The organism is Kitasatospora sp. NPDC001683 (assembly GCF_053596495.1).
In genome coordinates, this window is the sequence record NZ_JBSFGK010000025.1 from 12029 (window position 1) to 28152 (window position 16124).

The following is a 16124-nucleotide window of genomic DNA, read 5'->3' on the forward strand; positions in this document are numbered from 1 at the left end:
ATCTAGCGGCCTGGTCCCTGAGTGCCGCCGCTGGCCATACAGGCAGGGTATCCGGTCGCGAGTGGATCACTGCACGGGCGTGCGGATCCCGTCATGCCCGCGCCGGAACCCCTGGTCAGGAGGCCTTCGTGGGCGAAGCGGCGGTGGGGGCGAATTCATCCGGAAATAAAGGCTGGAGATCGGCCCGGGCATCCGGACCGATCTCCAGCAAACCGACCATGACGGTCAGTATGCGAACAGAGAGGCCTTGGAGGCGAGGTCCAGGAAGTACTGCGGCAGCAGGCCCAGGCCCAGCGTGACCAGCACCCCCACCCCGATCGCGGTCGCCGTGAAGGCGCTCGGGATCGCCACCGTCGGGCCGCCCGGCTTCGGGTCGGAGAAGAACATCAGCACGATCACCCGGATGTAGAAGAACGCGGCCACCGCCGAGCTCAGCACACCGACGATCACCAGCGGCGTCGCGCCGCCGGCCGCCGCCGCCTGGAACACCGCGAACTTCCCGGTGAAACCCGAGGTCAGCGGGATCCCGGCGAAGGCCAGCAGGAACAGCGCGAACACCGCCGCCACCAGCGGCGAACGCCGGCCGAGCCCGGCCCAGCTGGACAGGTGGGTCGCCTCGCCCTTGGAGTCCCGCACCAGGGTGACCACGGCGAAGGCGCCGAGCGTCACGAAGGAGTACGCCGCCAGGTAGAACAGCACCGAGGACAGCCCCTGCTTGTTGACCGCGATCACCCCGGTCAGGATGAACCCGGCGTGCGCGATCGAGGAGTACGCCAGCAGCCGCTTGACGTCCTGCTGGGTCACCGCCAGCACCGCGCCGACCACCATGGTCAGGATCGCCACGCCCCACAGCACCGGGCGCCAGTCCAGCCGCAGCCCCGGGAAGGCCACGTAGAACAGCCGCAGGAACGCCCCGAAGGCCGCGACCTTGGTCGCCGAGGCCATGAAACCGGTCACCGGGGTCGGCGCGCCCTGGTAGACGTCCGGGGTCCAGGAGTGGAACGGCACCGCGCCGACCTTGAACAGCAGGCCCACCGCCAGCATCGCCAGACCGGTCAGCAGCAGCACGTCGCTCTGGGTGGTGCTCAGCTGCGCCGGGGTGGTCATCGCCTTGCCGGAGACGACGTCCGCGATGTCGCCGAGCTTCACGCTGCCGGCGTAGCCGTACAGCAGCGCGGTGCCGAACAGGAAGAACGCCGAGGCGAAGGCGCCGAGCAGGAAGTACTTGACCGCCGCCTCCTGGGACAGCAGCCGGCGGCGCCGGGCCAGCGCGCAGAGCAGGTACAGCGGCAGGGAGAAGACCTCCAGCGCCACGAACATGGTCAGCAGGTCGTTGGCGGCCGGGAAGAGCAGCATGCCGCCGACCGCGAACATGGTCAGCGGGAAGACCTCGGTGGTGGTGAAGCCGGCCCGGATCGCGGCCCGCTCCTGCTCCCCGCCCGGGGTGGCGGCCGCCTGGGCGGCGAAGGCGTCGGCGGGCGCGCCGCCGGCCTTCGGCTCCAGCCTGCGCTCGGCGTAGGTGAGCACCGTGACGACCGCGACCAGCAGGATCACGCCCTGCAGGAACAGCGCCGGGCCGTCCAGCGCGACCGACTCCATGGCCAGCAGGTCGATCCGGGGCGCGTGGCCCTGCGCGGCCAGCACCACCACGGCGACGAAGGCGCCGACCAGCCCGACCAGGGCGAGCGAGACCTGACTCCAGTGGCGGAACCTGCGGGGGACGAACGCCTCGACCAGGATGCCGGCCACGGCGGCGCCGAACACCACCAGCATCGGGGAGAGTTGGCCGTACTCGATGTGCGGTGCGGGGATGCTCGGGGTGCTGCCGCCGGCGGCGGCGAGCACTGCGCTGGCACTCACTTCTGCTCACCTCCTGAGGTGGCGGCGACCGGGTGGGCCGGCGCCGGGTCGGTCCGGTGGACCTGCGAGAGCGTCGCGTTCACCGACGGGTTCACCAGGTCGGTGAGCGGCTTGGGGTAGACGCCGAGCAGGATGGTCAGCGCCACCAGCGGCGCCACCACGGCCAGTTCGCGGACCTTGAGGTCGGGCATCGACCGCACGCCCTCCTTCACCGGGCCGGTCATGGTGCGCTGGTACAGCAGCAGGGCGTACAGCGCGGCCAGCACGATGCCGATGGTGGCGATCACGCCGATCACCGGGTAGCGGGTGAAGGTGCCCACCAGCACCAGGAACTCGCTGACGAACGGGGCCAGTCCCGGCAGCGACAGGGTGGCCAGGCTGCCGATCAGGAACGTCCCGGCGAGCACCGGGGCGACCTTCTGCACCCCGCCGTAGTCGGCGATCATCCGCGAGCCGCGCCGGGAGATCAGGAAGCCGGCCACCAGCATCCACGCGGCGGTGGACAGGCCGTGGTTGACCATGTACAGGGTCGCACCGCTCTGGCCCTGACTGGTCAGCGCGAAGATGCCCATGATGATGAAGCCGAAGTGCGAGATCGAGGCGTAGGCGACCAGCCGCTTGATGTCCTTCTGACCGACCGCCAGCAGCGCGCCGTAGACGATCCCGATCAGCGACAGCACCAGGATCGCCGGGGCGAAGGTCTTCGAGGCGTCCGGGAACAGCCCGAGGCAGAAGCGCAGCATCGCGAAGGTGCCGACCTTGTCCACCACCGCGGTGATCAGCACGGCGGTTCCGGCGGTGGCCTCGCCCATCGCGTTCGGCAGCCAGGTGTGCAGCGGCCACAGCGGGGCCTTCACCGCGAAGGCGAAGAAGAAGCCGAGGAACAGCGCGTTCTGCGCGGTGCCGGACAGCTTCAGGCTGCCGCCGGCGATCGCGTCGGTCAGCGTGGGCAGGTCGAAGGTGCCCAGACCCTGGTCCTGGGCGACCACGTACAGGCCGATCACGGCGGCCAGCATCACCAGGCCGCCGAGCAGGTTGTACAGCAGGAACTTGACGGCCGCGTAGGAGCGCTGGCGCGCGGACTCCGGGCCGCCCGCCCGGTCGCCGAAGCCGCCGATCAGGAAGTACATCGGGATCAGCATGGCTTCGAAGAACACGTAGAACAGGAAGACGTCGGTGGCGTAGAAGGAGACGATCACCATCGCCTCCACCGCCAGGATCAGGGCGAAGAAGCCCTGGGTGCGCCGCCTGTTCTCGAAGGTCCCGTCCGGTGCGGCCGGGCTGGGCCCCTCTCCCCCAGCCTGGCGGCCGGGAGGTGCCCCCAGCCCGTTGGCGGGCAAGGAGGGCGGGTCGGCGTCGTGCCAGGAGGCCAGCATCACCATCGGCACCAGGACGGCCGTCAGCAGGGCCAGCACCGCGCCGATGCCGTCCACGCCGAGCGAGAAGGTGATGCCGAAGGAACGGATCCAGCCGTAGGACTCGGTCAGCTGGTAGCGGGCGCCGTGCGGGTCGAACCGCAGCGCCACGGCGGCGGCCAGCACCAGGGTGACCGCCGAGACGGCCAGCGCGACGGTCTTGGTGGTGCGGCGCCGGGCCTCGGTGGCCCCGGCGGGCAGGGCGGCGGTCAGCACCGCGCCGGCCGCCGGGACGGCGCAGGTGGTGGTCAGCAGGACGCTCACGGCCGCACCCCCCAGGTGGAATCTGCGCGATTCATCAGACGGACCTCATCAGGAGAGTCGAGGCGACCAGCACCAGCGTGCCGCCGAACATGGAGAGCGCGTACGAGCGGACGAAGCCGTTCTGGACCCGCCGCAGCCGGCCGGACAGGCCCCCGATGAGCGCGGCCAGGCCGTTGACGAGGCCGTCCAGGCCGCGGCTGTCGAAGAAGACCAGGGTCGCGGTGAGCGCCGAGCCCGGCCGCACCAGCACGGCGTGGTTGAAGTCGTCCTGCAGCAGGTCGCGGCGGGCGGCCCGGGTGAGCGGGGAGCCGACCGGCGGCACCACCGGGACGGACGAGCGCCCGTACATCACGTACGCGAGGCCGAGGCCGGCCAGCATGCAGGCGGTGGTCAGCCCGGTGACGGTCCACGAGCCGAGCGGGGAATTGCCCTCGCTGTGGCCGGTGACCGGCTCCAGCCACTTCAGGAACCGGTCGTTGACGTCGAACAGCGCGCCCGCGAAGGCCGAGCCGACGGCCAGCAGCACCATCGGGATGACCATGGTCTTCGGCGCCTCGTGCGGGTGCGGGAGGTTGCCCTCCTCGTCGGGCTGCCAGCGCTTCTCGCCGAAGAAGGTCAGCAGCATCACCCGGGTCATGTAGAACGCGGTGATCGCCGCGCCGACCAGCGCGCACAGGCCGAGGATCCAGCCCTCGGTGCCGCCCTCGGCGAAGGCCGCCTCGATGATCCGGTCCTTGGAGAAGAAGCCGGACAGGCCCGGGAAGCCGATGATGGCCAGGTAGCCGATGCCGAAGGTGGCGAAGGTCCACGGCATGTACTTGCGCAGACCGCCGTAGTGACGCATGTCCACCTCGTCGTTCATGCCGTGCATGACCGACCCGGCGCCGAGGAACAGCCCGGCCTTGAAGAAGCCGTGGGTCACCAGGTGCATGATCGCGAAGACGTAGCCGATCGGGCCGAGACCGGCCGCCAGCACCATGTAGCCGATCTGCGACATGGTCGAGCCGGCCAGCGCCTTCTTGATGTCGTCCTTGGCACAACCGACGATCGCACCGAACAGCAGCGTCACCGCGCCGACCACCACCACGGCGGTCCGGGCGTCCGGCGCCAGGTCGAAGATCACCGAGGAACGGGTGATCAGGTAGACCCCGGCGGTCACCATGGTGGCCGCGTGGATCAGGGCCGAGACCGGGGTCGGGCCCTCCATCGCGTCCCCGAGCCAGGACTGCAGCGGCACCTGCGCCGACTTGCCGCAGGCCGCCAGCAGCAGCATCAGGCCGATCGCCGTCAGCTTGCCCTCGCTCGCCTGGTGCGCCGCCCCGACCGTGCCTTCTGAACCGAGGATCGGGGTGAAGGCGAAGGAGCCGAACTCCGCGAACATCAGCATGATCGCGATCGACAGGCCCATGTCGCCGACCCGGTTGACGATGAAGGCCTTCTTCGCCGCCGTCGCCGCGCTCGGCTTGTGCTGCCAGAAGCCGATCAGCAGGTACGAGGCCAGGCCCACGCCCTCCCAACCGAAGTACAGCAGCAGGTAGTTGTCCGCCACCACCAGCAGCAGCATGGCGGCCAGGAACAGGTTCAGGTACGCGAAGAAGCGACGCCGGCGCTCGTCGTGCGCCATGTAGCCCACCGAGTACAGGTGGATCAGCGTGCCCACCCCGGTGATCAGCAGCACGAAGGTCATCGACAACTGGTCGAGCCGGAACGAGACGTCCGCCTGGAAGGCGTTCACCGGCACCCAGCTGAACAGGTGCTGCGTCACCGCCCGGTGCTCGGCGTCACGGCCGAGCATGTCCGAGAACAGCACCAGGCCGAAGCCGAACGAGAGCGCGGCGAGCGCGGTGGCCAGCCAGTGGCCGGACCGGTCCAGTGCCCGGCCGCCGAGCAGCAGCAGGGCGGCGCCGGCCAGCGGAGCCGCCACCAGCAGCGGAATGAGAGAGTTCACCGAGGCCCTCCGCCTACAGCTTCATCAGGTTGCTGTCGTCGACCGAAGCGGAGTGCCTGGTCCGGAAGATGGAGACGATGATGGCGAGGCCCACCACGACCTCGGCCGCCGCGACCACCATCGTGAAGAAGGCGATGATCTGGCCGTCCAGTGTCCCGTGCAGCCGGGAGAACGTCACCAGCGCCAGGTTCGAGGCGTTCAGCATCAGCTCGACGCACATGAACAGCACGATCGCGTTGCGCCGGATCAGCACCCCGGACGCCCCGATGGTGAACAACAGGGCCGACAGGTACAGGTAGTTGACCGGGTTCACTGCGCGTCCTCCTCGCCGGTCTCGTGATTGGGCACCGGTTCCAGGGACTTGCGCGGACCGGCCACCGCGGGCCGCTCCGAGGACGGACGGCCCAGCCAGTCCGCCGTGCTGTTCTCCAGCTCCGCCATCCGCCGCAGCATCGCCTGACTGACGTCCCGCACCTGACCGCGCTCGCGCAGCGTCGCCATCACCGAGTCCTCGGCGACCGTGCCGTCCGGCAGCAGCGCCGGGACGTCCACCGCGTTGTGCCGCGCGTACACGCCCGGCGCCGGCAGCGGCGGCACCTGGATGTTGTCCCTGACCCGCTGCGCCGCCAGCTCGCGCTGGGTCTTCGGCGCCTTCACGTGCTCGCGGTGGGTCAGCACCATCGCGCCGATCGCCGCCGTGATCAGCAGCGCGCCGGTGACCTCGAAGGCCCACACGTACCGGGTGAAGATCAGCCGGGCCAGGCCCGGCACGTTGCCCTCGGCGTTGGCCTCGGCCAGCCCGGTGAAGTGGTTCAGCTTCGCGTTCGCGATCCCGGCGATCAGCAGCACGCCGAAGCCCAGCCCGCACAGCACCGCCGCGAACCGCTGGCCCCTCAGCTGCTCCTTCAGAGAGTCCTCGCTGGTCACGCCGACCAGCATCACCACGAACAGGAACAGCATCATGATCGCGCCGGTGTAGACCACGATCTGCACCACGCCCAGGAACACCGCGCCCTGGGCCATGTAACAGACCGCCAGCGCCAGCATGGTGGCCGCCAGGCACAGCGCGCTGTGCACGGCCTTGCGCATCACCAGCATGCCCAGCGCGCCGCCGACCGCGACCACCGCGAGCACCCAGAACTGGACGGCCTCACCCGTGGAGGTCGTCCCGCTCGCCGCCGCCAGATGTGCGATCACGGCCGCGCCTCCTTCTCCCGGTCGGTGCGCTCCTGCCGGACCGTCCCCGGCGCCGCCGCGGTGACCTCTCCCCGGTAGTACGCGCCCTCGTCGGCGCCCGGGAAGATCGCGTGCGGGGTGTCGACCATGCCCTCGGACAGGCCCACCAGCAGCTGCTCCTTGGTGAAGATCAGGTCCTTGCGGGAGGAATCGGCCAGCTCGTACTCGTTGGTCATGGTCAGCGCCCGGGTCGGGCAGGCCTCGATGCACAGCCCGCACAGGATGCAGCGGGCGTAGTTGATCTGGTAGACCGCGCCGTAGCGCTCGCCGGGCGAGTAGCGCTCCTCGTCCCGGTTGTCCGCGCCCTCCACGTAGATCGCGTCGGCCGGGCAGGCCCACGCGCACAACTCGCAGCCGACGCACTTCTCCAGGCCGTCCGGATGCCGGTTCAGCTGGTGGCGGCCGTGGAAGCGCGGAGCGGTGGGCTTCTTCTGCTCCGGGTACTGCTCGGTGAGCCGCTTCTTGAACATGGCCTTGAAGGTCACGCCGAAGCCGGCGGCCGGGCCGAGGACCGACGGCCGGTCGGCCCGCTCGGGCCGGCCCGTCTGGTCGGACGACATCGCGGATCAGCTCCCTTCGGAATGGTCGGCCCCGTTGAGGGCGTCCTGGAGTTGCTTCGGGGCGCGGCTGGGCCGGCGCGGCACCGGCGGAAGCACCTGACCGGGCATCGGCGGCACCGGGTAGCCGCCCGCCATCGGATCGAACTCACCCGCCTGGTCGGGCCCGTTCTCAGCCGTCGCGGCCTCCTCGGGCTGCTTGCGCAGGAAGTCCCGCACCAGCGCCAGCAGCAGCACCGCGCCGACCGGCGCGCCGACGTACAGCACCACCTCGCCGAAGCCGTACCCCTCGTTGCGCAGCGCCCGCACGCTCGCGATCAGCACCAGCCACACCAGCGAGACCGGGATCAGCACCTTCCAGCCCAGCTTCATGAACTGGTCGTAGCGGAACCGGGGCAGCGTGCCGCGCAGCCAGATGAAGAAGAACAGCAGCAGCTGGATCTTCAGCGTGATCCACAGCATCGGCCACCAGCCGTGGTTGGCGCCCGCCCAGAAGGTCGACACCGGCCACGGAGCGCGCCAGCCGCCCAGGAACAGGGTCGAGGCCACCGCCGAGACCGTCACCATGTTGACGTACTCGGCCAGCATGAACATCGCGAACTTCAGCGAGGAGTACTCGGTGTTGAACCCGCCGACCAGCTCGCCCTCGGCCTCCGGCAGGTCGAACGGCGCCCGGTTGGTCTCGCCCACCATCGCGATGATGTAGACGATGAACGACACCGGCAGCAGCGCCGCGAACCAGGTCGGCTGCTGGTGCGCCACGATCTCCGAGGTCGACATCGAACCCGAGTAGATGAACACCGCCGCGAAGGACAGGCCCATCGCGATCTCGTAGCTGATCATCTGCGCCGAGGAGCGCAGCCCGCCCAGCAGCGGGTACGTCGAACCGGAGGACCAACCCGCCAGCACGATCCCGTAGATGCCCACCGAGGCCGTCGCCAGCACGTACAGCAGTGCCACCGGGAAGTCGGTCAGCTGCAGCGGCGTCCGGGTGCCGAAGATCGACACCTCGTCGCCGGCCGGACCGAACGGGATCACCGCGAAGGCCATGAACGCCGGGATGGCGCAGACGATCGGGGCCAGGACGTAGACCACCTTGTCCGAGCCCTTGACCACCAGGTCTTCCTTCAGCGCCAGCTTCACCCCGTCCGCCAGCGACTGCAGCAGGCCCCACGGCCCGTGCCGGTTCGGCCCGATGCGCAACTGCATCCAGGCCACCACCTTGCGCTCCCAGACGATCGCGACCAGCACCGTCAGCACCAGGAACGCGAAGCAGAACACCGCCTTCAGCAGCACCAGCCACCACGGGTCCTGGCCGAAGAAGTGGAGCGTCTCGTACGGCTGCGGAGTCGTCATCGGACCTCCCCTTCCCGGGCCTCGGCCCCGTCGCCTTCGCTTCGGACCCCCTCGACGCCCGCTGCGCCCCTGGCGTCCTCGGCGCCCTTGACGGCGACCGGCGTGAGCTCGGCCGCGGCGATCGTCACCAGGTGGCCGACGGTGGTGCCGAGCGCGCGATGGGCGCCGCCCGGCGTGGAGTTGAGCGGGATCCAGACCGTGCGGTCGGGGACGGACTCGGTGACCTCCAGCGGCAGGACCAGCGACCCGGCCGGGCCGGTCAGCCGCAGCGCCCCGGCCGCCTCGGCGCCGACCTCCTTCGCGGTGGCCGCCGAGACCCGGGCCACCGCCCGGTGCCGGGTGCCCGCCAGGTGCGGATCGCCCTGCTGCAGCGAGCCCTCGTCCAGCAGCAGGCGCCAACCCGCCAGCACCGCCTGGCCCGTGGCCGGCCGCGGCAGCACACCCGGGTGCGCCGCCGGAGCGGCCGCCCGGTCACCCCGCCACGGCTCGAAGCGGTCCAGCTCCAGCCGGGCCGCCCGCACATCCGCCAGGCCCAGCCGGTGCCCCAGCGCGTCCGCCAGCATCGCCAGCACCCGCAGGTCCGACTGGAGGTGACGGCCCATCTGCTGGTCCGGCTTGAGCGCGGCCTCGAACATCCGCACCCGGCCCTCCCAGTCCAGGAAGGTGCCCGCCTTCTCCGCCACCGCCGCCACCGGCAGCACCACGTCGGCCCGCTCGGTCACCGCCGACGGACGCAGCTCCAGCGACACCACGAACGCCGCCGCCAAGGCCTCCCTGGCCAGCGCCGGATCCGGCAGGTCGTCCGGATCCACCCCGCCGACCAGCAGCGCGTCCAGATCGCCCTGCACCGCCGCGGTCAGGATCTGGCCGGTGCCCCGGCCCGGACGCGACGGCAGCTCCGCCACCCCCCACACCGCGGCCGCCTCCGCCCGCGCCGCCGCCGCGGCCACCGGACGGCCACCCGGCAACAGGCCCGGAAGCGCACCCGCCTCCACCGCCCCGCGCTCGCCCGCCCGGCGCGGCACCCAGGCCAGCTCGGCCCCGGTCGCGTGCGCAAGCCGCAGCACCGCCGTCAGCGCACCCGGCACCGCCGCCAGCCGCTCGCCCGCCAGGATCACCGCGCCCGGCCGGCGCAGCAGCTCGGCCGCCCGCCCGGCGTCGTCGTTCAACGGCTCGTCCGCGGCCAGCGCCGCGAACCACTCCGGCTCGGTGCCCGGAGCCGTCGGCAGCAGCGCACCGCGCAGCTTCGCCAGCCCCCGGGAGGCGAAGGCCGCCACCGAGAACACCTTCAGCCCCTTCGCGCGGCTCGCCTTCCGCAGCCGCAGGAAGACGATCGGCGACTCCTCCTCCGGCTCGAAGCCGGCCAGCAGCACCGCCGGAGCCTGCTCCAGCCGCTCGTAGCTCAGGCCGCCGCCGTCCACGTCCACCCCGCGCCCGGCCACCGCCGCGGCCAGGAAGTCCGCCTCCTCACCGCTGTGCGGGCGGGCCCGGAAGTCCACGTCGTTGGTGCCCAGCACCACCCGGGCGAACTTCGCGTACGCGTACGCGTCCTCCACCGTCACCCGGCCGCCGGTCAGCACGCCGGTACGGACCCCGCGCAGCCCCTGCGCCGCCCGGGCCAGCGCCTCCGGCCAGGACACCGGCACCAGCTCGCCGTCCTCCCGCACCAGCGGCGTCGTCAGCCGGTCCCGCAACTGGGCGTAGCGGAAGGCGAACCGGCCCTTGTCGCAGTTCCACTCCTCGTTCACCGCCGGGTCCTCGCCCGCCAGCCGGCGCAGCACCTTGCCCCGCCGGTGGTCGGTGCGCTGGGCGCAGCCCGCCGCACAGTGCTCGCACACGCTCGGCGAGGAGGTCAGGTCGAAGGGGCGCGAGCGGAAACGATAAGCCGCCGAGGTCAGCGCACCCACCGGGCAGATCTGGATGGTGTTCCCGGAGAAGTACGACTCGAAGTCGTCCCCCTCCCCGGTGCCGACCTGCTGCAGCGCCCCGCGCTCCACCAGGTCGATGAACGGGTCCCCGGCGATCTGCTGCGAGAACCGGGTGCAGCGCGCGCACAGCACGCAGCGCTCCCGGTCCAGCAGCACCTGGCTGCTGATCGGCACCGGCTTCTCGTAGGTGCGCTTCATGCCCTCGAAGCGGGAATCCGCGTCACCGGTGGACATCGCCTGGTTCTGCAGCGGGCACTCGCCGCCCTTGTCGCAGACCGGGCAGTCCAGCGGGTGGTTGATCAGCAGCAGCTCCATCACGCCGCGCTGCGCCTTCTCGGCCACCGGCGAGCTCAGCTGGGTGCGCACCACCATGCCCTCGGCGACCGGGACGGTGCAGGAGGCCACCGGCTTGCGCTGGCCCTCGATCTCCACAATGCACTGCCGGCAGGCGCCGGCCGGGTCCAGCAGCGGGTGGTCGCAGAAGCGCGGGATCTGGGTGCCGATGGTCTCGGCGGCCCGGATCACCAAGGTGCCCTCGGGGACCTTCACTTCGACGCCGTCGATGGTGAGCGTGACCAGTTCGACCGTGGCTCCGTCGTTCGTGGAGGCGGTCGGCTCGGTGATCGTCACGCGTGCACCTCCCTTTCGGTGGCGGACTGGTGGCCGGGGCGGGGGCCGTCGGCCCAGACGGTGGAGGCGGCCGGGTCGAACGGGCAGCGGCGCTCGGCCAGGTGCTGCTCGTACTCGGCCCGGAAGTACTTGAGCGAGGAGACGATCGGGCTGGCCGCGCCGTCGCCCAGCGCGCAGAAGGACTTGCCGTTGATGTTGTCGGCGATGTCGAGGAGCTTCTCCAGATCCCCCTCGACGCCCTCGCCCGCCTCGATCCGCCGCAGCAGCTGGACCAGCCAGTAGGTGCCCTCCCGGCAGGGGGTGCACTTGCCGCAGGACTCGTGGGCGTAGAACTCGGTCCAGCGGGTGACCGCCCGCACCACGCAGGTGGTCTCGTCGAAGACCTGCAGCGCCTTGGTGCCGAGCATCGAGCCGGCCGCGCCGACGCCCTCGTAGTCCAGCGGGACGTCGAGGTGCTCGTCGGTGAACATCGGGGTGGAGGAGCCGCCCGGGGTCCAGAACTTCAGCCGGTGCCCGGCCCGGACGCCGCCGCTGAGGTCCAGCAGCTGGCGCAGGGTGATGCCCAGCGGCGCCTCGTACTGGCCCGGGTTGGTGACGTGGCCGGAGAGCGAGTAGAGCGTGAAGCCGGGGGACTTCTCGGTGCCCAGGCCCTTGAACCACTCCTTGCCGCGGGCCAGGATCGCCGGCACCGAGGCGATCGACTCGACGTTGTTGACCACCGTCGGGCAGGCGTACAGGCCGGCCACCGCCGGGAACGGCGGCCGCAGCCTCGGCTGGCCGCGACGGCCCTCAAGCGAGTCCAGCAGCGCCGTCTCCTCGCCGCAGATGTACGCGCCGGCGCCGGCGTGCACGGTGATGTCGAGGTTCACGCCGGAGCCGAGGACGTCGCGGCCCAGCAGCCCGGCCCGGTACGCCTCGGCGACGGCCGCGTGCAGGCGGCGCAGCACCGGGACGACCTCGCCGCGCAGGTAGATGAAGGCGTGGTCGCAGCGGATCGCGTAGGAGGCGATGATCATGCCCTCGATCAGCGCGTGCGGGTTGGCGAACAGCAGCGGGATGTCCTTGCAGGTGCCCGGCTCGGACTCGTCCGCGTTGACCACCAGGTAGTGCGGCTTGCCGTCGTTCTGCGGGATGAACTGCCACTTCATCCCGGTGGGGAAGCCTGCGCCGCCGCGGCCGCGCAGGCCGGAGTCCTTGACCAGGGCGATCACGTCGTCCGGGGGCATGGCGAGGGCCGCCTTGAGGCCCTCGTAGCCGTGGTGGCGGCGGTAGGTGGCGAGGGTCCAGGGGCGGCTGTCGTCCCAGGGGTCGGACAGGACGGGGGTGAGCAGCTTCTCGGCCGGCTCGGCGGAGGTCATCACGCTTCGGTCCCTTCCTGGCCGTCGGCCTTGGCCTCCTGGCCCGGCTCCTCGGGGCGGGGCTCCTCGGGGCGGAGCTCCTCGTGGCGGGGCTCCTCGTGGCGGAGCTCCTCGTGGCGGGGCTCCTCGTGGCGGGGGGCGACGACCTTGGTGCCGCCGGTGCCGGGCAGGGCCTCGCCGCGGGCCAGCCGCAGGCCGGCCAGTGAGGCGGCACCGCCGGCGCCGGACTCGTCGTTGGCGCCCGGGCGCTCGTCGGGGAAGCCGGCCAGGATCCGGGCGGTCTCCTTGAAACCGCACAGCCGGGCGCCGCGGGTGGGCCGCACCTCGCGGCCGGCCCGCAGGTCGTCGACCAGCTGCCGGGCGCTCTCCGGGGTCTGGTCGTCGAAGAACTCCCAGTTGACCATCACCACCGGCGCGTAGTCACAGGCGGCGTTGCACTCGATGTGCTCGATCGAGATCTGGCCGTCCTCGGTGGTGGCGTTGTTGCCGATCCCCAGGTGCTGCTGGAGCTCGGCGAAGATCTGGTCGCCGCCGAGCACCGCGCACAGGGTGTTGGTGCAGACCCCGACGTGGTACTTCCCGGCGGGGCGCCGCCGGTACATCGTGTAGAAGGTGGCGACGGCGGTGACCTCGGCGGTGGTGAGGTCCAACTGCTCGGCGCAGAACCGGATCCCGGTCGGGCTGACGAAGCCCTCCTCGGCCTGCACCAGGTGCAGCAGCGGCAGCAGCGCCGAACGGGCCTGCGGGTAGCGGCCGATCAGCTCGGCGGCGTCGGCGGCCAGCCGGGCGCGCACCTCCTCGGGGTAGGGCGGGGCCGGCAGCGCCGGCAGTCCGAGTTCGACGTTGGTCACCGGTCCACGCCTCCCATCACCGGGTCGATCCCGGCCACCGCGACGATCACGTCGGCCACCTGGCCGCCCTCGCACATCGCCGCCATCGTCTGCAGATTGGTGAACGACGGATCCCGGAAGTGGACCCGGTACGGGCGCGTCCCGCCGTCGCTGACCACGTGCACGCCCAGCTCGCCCTTGGGCGACTCGACCGCCGCGTACGCCTGGCCGACCGGGACCCGGAAGCCCTCGGTGACCAGCTTGAAGTGGTGGATCAGGGCCTCCATCGAGGTGCCCATGATCTTGCGGATGTGGTCGAGCGAGTTGCCCATGCCGTCCGGCCCGACGGCCAGTTGGGCGGGCCAGGCGATCTTCTTGTCGGCCACCATGACCGGGCCCGGGCGCAGCCGGTCCAGGCACTGCTCGACGATCCGCAGCGACTGCTTCATCTCCTCCAGGCGGATCAGGAAGCGGCCGTAGGAGTCGGCACTGTCCGCGGTGGCGACCTCGAAGTCGTAGTCCTGGTAGCCGCAGTACGGGTCGGTCTTGCGCAGGTCGTGCGGCAGGCCGGTGGCGCGCAGGATCGGGCCGGTCGCGCCGAGGGCCAGGCAGCCGGGCAGGTCCAGGAAGCCGACGTCGACCAGGCGGGCCTTGAACACCGGGTTGCCGGTGGCCAGTTTGTCGTACTCGTGCATCCGGGAGCGGAAGGTGCGGACCGCCTCGCGGATCTGGTCCACCGCGCCCGGGGGCAGGTCCTGGGAAAGGCCGCCGGGGCGCACGTACGCGTGGTTCATGCGCAGGCCGGTGACCAGCTCGAAGACGTCCAGGATCAGCTCGCGGTCCCGGAAGCCGTAGATCATCAGGGTGGTGGAGCCGATCTCCATGCCGCCGGTGGCCAGGCAGACCAGGTGCGAGGCGATCCGGTTGAGCTCCATCATCATCACCCGGATGACGCTGGCCCGGTCCGGGACGTCGTCGGTGATGCCGAGCAGCTTCTCGACCGCCAGGCAGTAGGCGGTCTCGTTGAACAGCGGGGTCAGGTAGTCCATCCGGGTCACGAAGGTGGTGCCCTGGACCCAGCTGCGGAACTCCATGTTCTTCTCGATGCCGGTGTGGAGGTAGCCGATGCCGCAGCGGGCCTCCTTCACCGTCTCGCCGTCGATCTCCAGGATCAGCCGCAGCACGCCGTGGGTGGACGGGTGCTGGGGGCCCATGTTGACGATGATGCGTTCGTCGTCGGCCCGGCCGACCGCCTCGACCACTTCGCCCCAGTCGCCGCCGGTGACGGTGAAGACCCGGCCCTCGGTGGTCTCGCGGGCGTCTGCTTCCTCGTAGTGCTGAGTACTCATCAGCTGTACGACCTCCGCTGGTCGGGTGCCGGGATCTGGGCGCCCTTGTACTCGACGGGAATGCCGCCGAGCGGGTAGTCCTTGCGCTGCGGGTGGCCCAGCCAGTCGTCCGGCATCATGATCCGGGTGAGCGCCGGGTGGCCCTCGAAGACCAGGCCGAAGAAGTCGTAGGCCTCGCGCTCGTGCCAGTCGTTGGTCGGGTAGACGCTGACCACCGAGGGGATGCGCGGGTCGGCGTCCGGCGCGGTGACCTCCAGCCGGATCAGCCGGCCGTGGGTGATCGAGCGCAGGTGGTAGACCGCGTGCAGCTCGCGGCCCTTGTCACCGGGGTAGTGCACACCGCTGACCCCCAGGCACAGTTCGAAGCGCAGCGCCGGGTCGTCGCGCAGGATGCGCACGGCCTTCAGGAGGTGGGCACGGTCGAGGTGGAAGGTCAGCTCGCCGCGGTCGACCACGGTCTTCTCGATCACCTCGGCCGGGTCCAGGCCCTGCTCCTCCAGGGCGCCCTCGAACTCGTCGGCGACCTCGTCGAACCAGCCGCCGTACGGGCGTTCGCTCGGACCGGGCAGCACGATCGGGGCGGCCAGGCCGCCGAAGCCGGAGGTGTCGCCGGTGCCCTGGGTGCCGAACATGCCCTGGCGGCGGCCGACCACCTCGACCGGGATCTCGCGCACCGGCTGCTCGCGGCGGGTCTCGGGTGCCTGCTCGTTCATCGCAGCTGCCCCCGCATCTCGCTGACCGGGGTGGCCTTGAGGGCCAGGGCCTCGCCGAGCTCCTCGGCGCGGCGCCGGTTCACGCCCAGCGGCTCGTGCTGGATCTTGTCGTGCAGCTTCAGGATGGCGTCCATCAGCATCTCCGGGCGGGGCGGGCAACCGGGCAGGTAGATGTCCACCGGGACGATGTGGTCGACGCCCTGGACGATCGCGTAGTTGTTGAACATCCCGCCGGAGGAGGCGCAGACGCCCATCGAGATGACCCACTTCGGGTTGGCCATCTGGTCGTACACCTGGCGCAGCACCGGGGCCATCTTCTGGCTCACCCGGCCCGCCACGATCATCAGATCCGCCTGCCGGGGGGAGCCCCGGAAGACCTCCATGCCGAACCGGGCCAGGTCGTAGCGGCCGGCGCCGGTGGTCATCATCTCGATCGCGCAGCAGGCCAGACCGAAGGTGGCCGGGAAGAGTGACGCCTTGCGCACCCAGCCGGCGGCCGTCTCCACGGTCGTGAGCAGAAAGCCGCTCGGCAGCTTCTCCTCGATTCCCATCAGATCCCTCTCAATGCCCTCAAGTCATCTGGAACGTCGGCAGGTTCCGGCTTGTCCGCCCGTTCACAAGCGGTCGCGCGCCGGGTCGACGGGTGGGGCGGACCACCCCGTGCTCAGTCCCACTCCAGG

At 71.2% G+C, this 16124-nt stretch carries 13 protein-coding genes; all 13 read right to left on the reverse strand.

The genetic code is table 11. From position 1 onward, the window contains the following. Positions 1 to 225: 225 nt before the first annotated feature. Genes nuoN through ACWCYO_RS15980 form a run of 13 tightly spaced genes read right to left on the reverse strand, consistent with a single transcriptional unit; the run spans position 226 to position 15995 of the window. Positions 226 to 1860, reverse strand: coding sequence for an NADH-quinone oxidoreductase subunit NuoN (nuoN, locus tag ACWCYO_RS15920; protein ID WP_449784540.1), 1635 nt, complete (start codon positions 1858 to 1860; stop codon positions 226 to 228). Then, the gene (locus tag ACWCYO_RS15925) at positions 1857 to 3539 is read right to left on the reverse strand and encodes an NADH-quinone oxidoreductase subunit M (protein ID WP_449784541.1); all 1683 of its coding nucleotides are present in this window, start codon (positions 3537 to 3539) and stop codon (positions 1857 to 1859) included. The genes nuoN and ACWCYO_RS15925 overlap by 4 nt, the downstream gene beginning before the upstream one ends. Positions 3540 to 3573: 34 nt before the next feature. After that, a complete protein-coding gene (nuoL, locus tag ACWCYO_RS15930) occupies positions 3574 to 5487 on the reverse strand; it encodes an NADH-quinone oxidoreductase subunit L (protein WP_270144768.1) in 1914 nt (637 codons plus the stop codon). Between the two features lie 13 nt (positions 5488 to 5500). Beyond that, positions 5501 to 5800, reverse strand: a complete 300-nt coding sequence (gene nuoK / locus ACWCYO_RS15935; RefSeq protein WP_188309222.1) for an NADH-quinone oxidoreductase subunit NuoK — start codon at positions 5798 to 5800, stop codon at positions 5501 to 5503. Next, positions 5797 to 6681, reverse strand: a complete 885-nt coding sequence (locus ACWCYO_RS15940; RefSeq protein ID WP_449784570.1) for an NADH-quinone oxidoreductase subunit J — start codon at positions 6679 to 6681, stop codon at positions 5797 to 5799. The genes nuoK and ACWCYO_RS15940 overlap by 4 nt, the downstream gene beginning before the upstream one ends. Further along, entirely contained in the window at positions 6681 to 7283 is a 603-nt protein-coding gene (gene nuoI, locus ACWCYO_RS15945) for an NADH-quinone oxidoreductase subunit NuoI (RefSeq protein WP_270144771.1), read from the reverse strand. Before nuoI ends, ACWCYO_RS15940 begins: the two co-directional genes overlap by 1 nt. Positions 7284 to 7289: 6 nt before the next feature. After that, on the reverse strand, positions 7290 to 8636 hold the full coding sequence (gene nuoH, locus ACWCYO_RS15950; RefSeq protein WP_270144773.1) for an NADH-quinone oxidoreductase subunit NuoH: 1347 nt from the start codon (positions 8634 to 8636) through the stop codon (positions 7290 to 7292). After that, complete coding sequence (locus ACWCYO_RS15955; protein ID WP_449784542.1) at positions 8633 to 11194, reverse strand: NADH-quinone oxidoreductase subunit G; 2562 nt, start codon at positions 11192 to 11194, stop codon at positions 8633 to 8635. The genes nuoH and ACWCYO_RS15955 overlap by 4 nt, the downstream gene beginning before the upstream one ends. Continuing rightward, complete coding sequence (gene nuoF / locus ACWCYO_RS15960; protein ID WP_270144777.1) at positions 11191 to 12552, reverse strand: NADH-quinone oxidoreductase subunit NuoF; 1362 nt, start codon at positions 12550 to 12552, stop codon at positions 11191 to 11193. The genes ACWCYO_RS15955 and nuoF overlap by 4 nt, the downstream gene beginning before the upstream one ends. Further along, positions 12552 to 13403 carry an NADH-quinone oxidoreductase subunit NuoE gene (nuoE, locus tag ACWCYO_RS15965; RefSeq protein WP_449784543.1) on the reverse strand — a complete coding sequence of 284 codons (852 nt, stop codon included), beginning with the start codon at positions 13401 to 13403 and terminating at the stop codon, positions 12552 to 12554. Before nuoE ends, nuoF begins: the two co-directional genes overlap by 1 nt. Beyond that, positions 13400 to 14731: an NADH-quinone oxidoreductase subunit D gene (locus ACWCYO_RS15970; protein WP_270144781.1), complete on the reverse strand. Its 1332-nt coding sequence runs from the start codon at positions 14729 to 14731 to the stop codon at positions 13400 to 13402. Before ACWCYO_RS15970 ends, nuoE begins: the two co-directional genes overlap by 4 nt. Further along, positions 14731 to 15444: an NADH-quinone oxidoreductase subunit C gene (locus ACWCYO_RS15975; protein WP_449784544.1), complete on the reverse strand. Its 714-nt coding sequence runs from the start codon at positions 15442 to 15444 to the stop codon at positions 14731 to 14733. The genes ACWCYO_RS15970 and ACWCYO_RS15975 overlap by 1 nt, the downstream gene beginning before the upstream one ends. Then, a complete protein-coding gene (locus tag ACWCYO_RS15980) occupies positions 15441 to 15995 on the reverse strand; it encodes a NuoB/complex I 20 kDa subunit family protein (RefSeq protein ID WP_030286559.1) in 555 nt (184 codons plus the stop codon). Before ACWCYO_RS15980 ends, ACWCYO_RS15975 begins: the two co-directional genes overlap by 4 nt. Positions 15996 to 16124: the final 129 nt, after the last annotated feature.

Bases quoted from the DNA above. Each gene is read 5' to 3' on its own strand.
- ACWCYO_RS15970 (WP_270144781.1), bottom strand. From the start codon at position 14,731: ATGAGTACTCAGCACTACGAGGAAGCAGACGCCCGCGAGACCACCGAG.
- nuoH (WP_270144773.1), bottom strand. From the start codon at position 8,636: ATGACGACTCCGCAGCCGTACGAGACGCTCCACTTCTTCGGCCAGGAC.
- ACWCYO_RS15975 (WP_449784544.1), bottom strand. From the start codon at position 15,444: ATGAACGAGCAGGCACCCGAGACCCGCCGCGAGCAGCCGGTGCGCGAG.
- nuoF (WP_270144777.1), bottom strand. From the start codon at position 12,552: ATGACCTCCGCCGAGCCGGCCGAGAAGCTGCTCACCCCCGTCCTGTCC.
- ACWCYO_RS15980 (WP_030286559.1), bottom strand. From the start codon at position 15,995: ATGGGAATCGAGGAGAAGCTGCCGAGCGGCTTTCTGCTCACGACCGTG.
- nuoI (WP_270144771.1), bottom strand. From the start codon at position 7,283: ATGTCGTCCGACCAGACGGGCCGGCCCGAGCGGGCCGACCGGCCGTCG.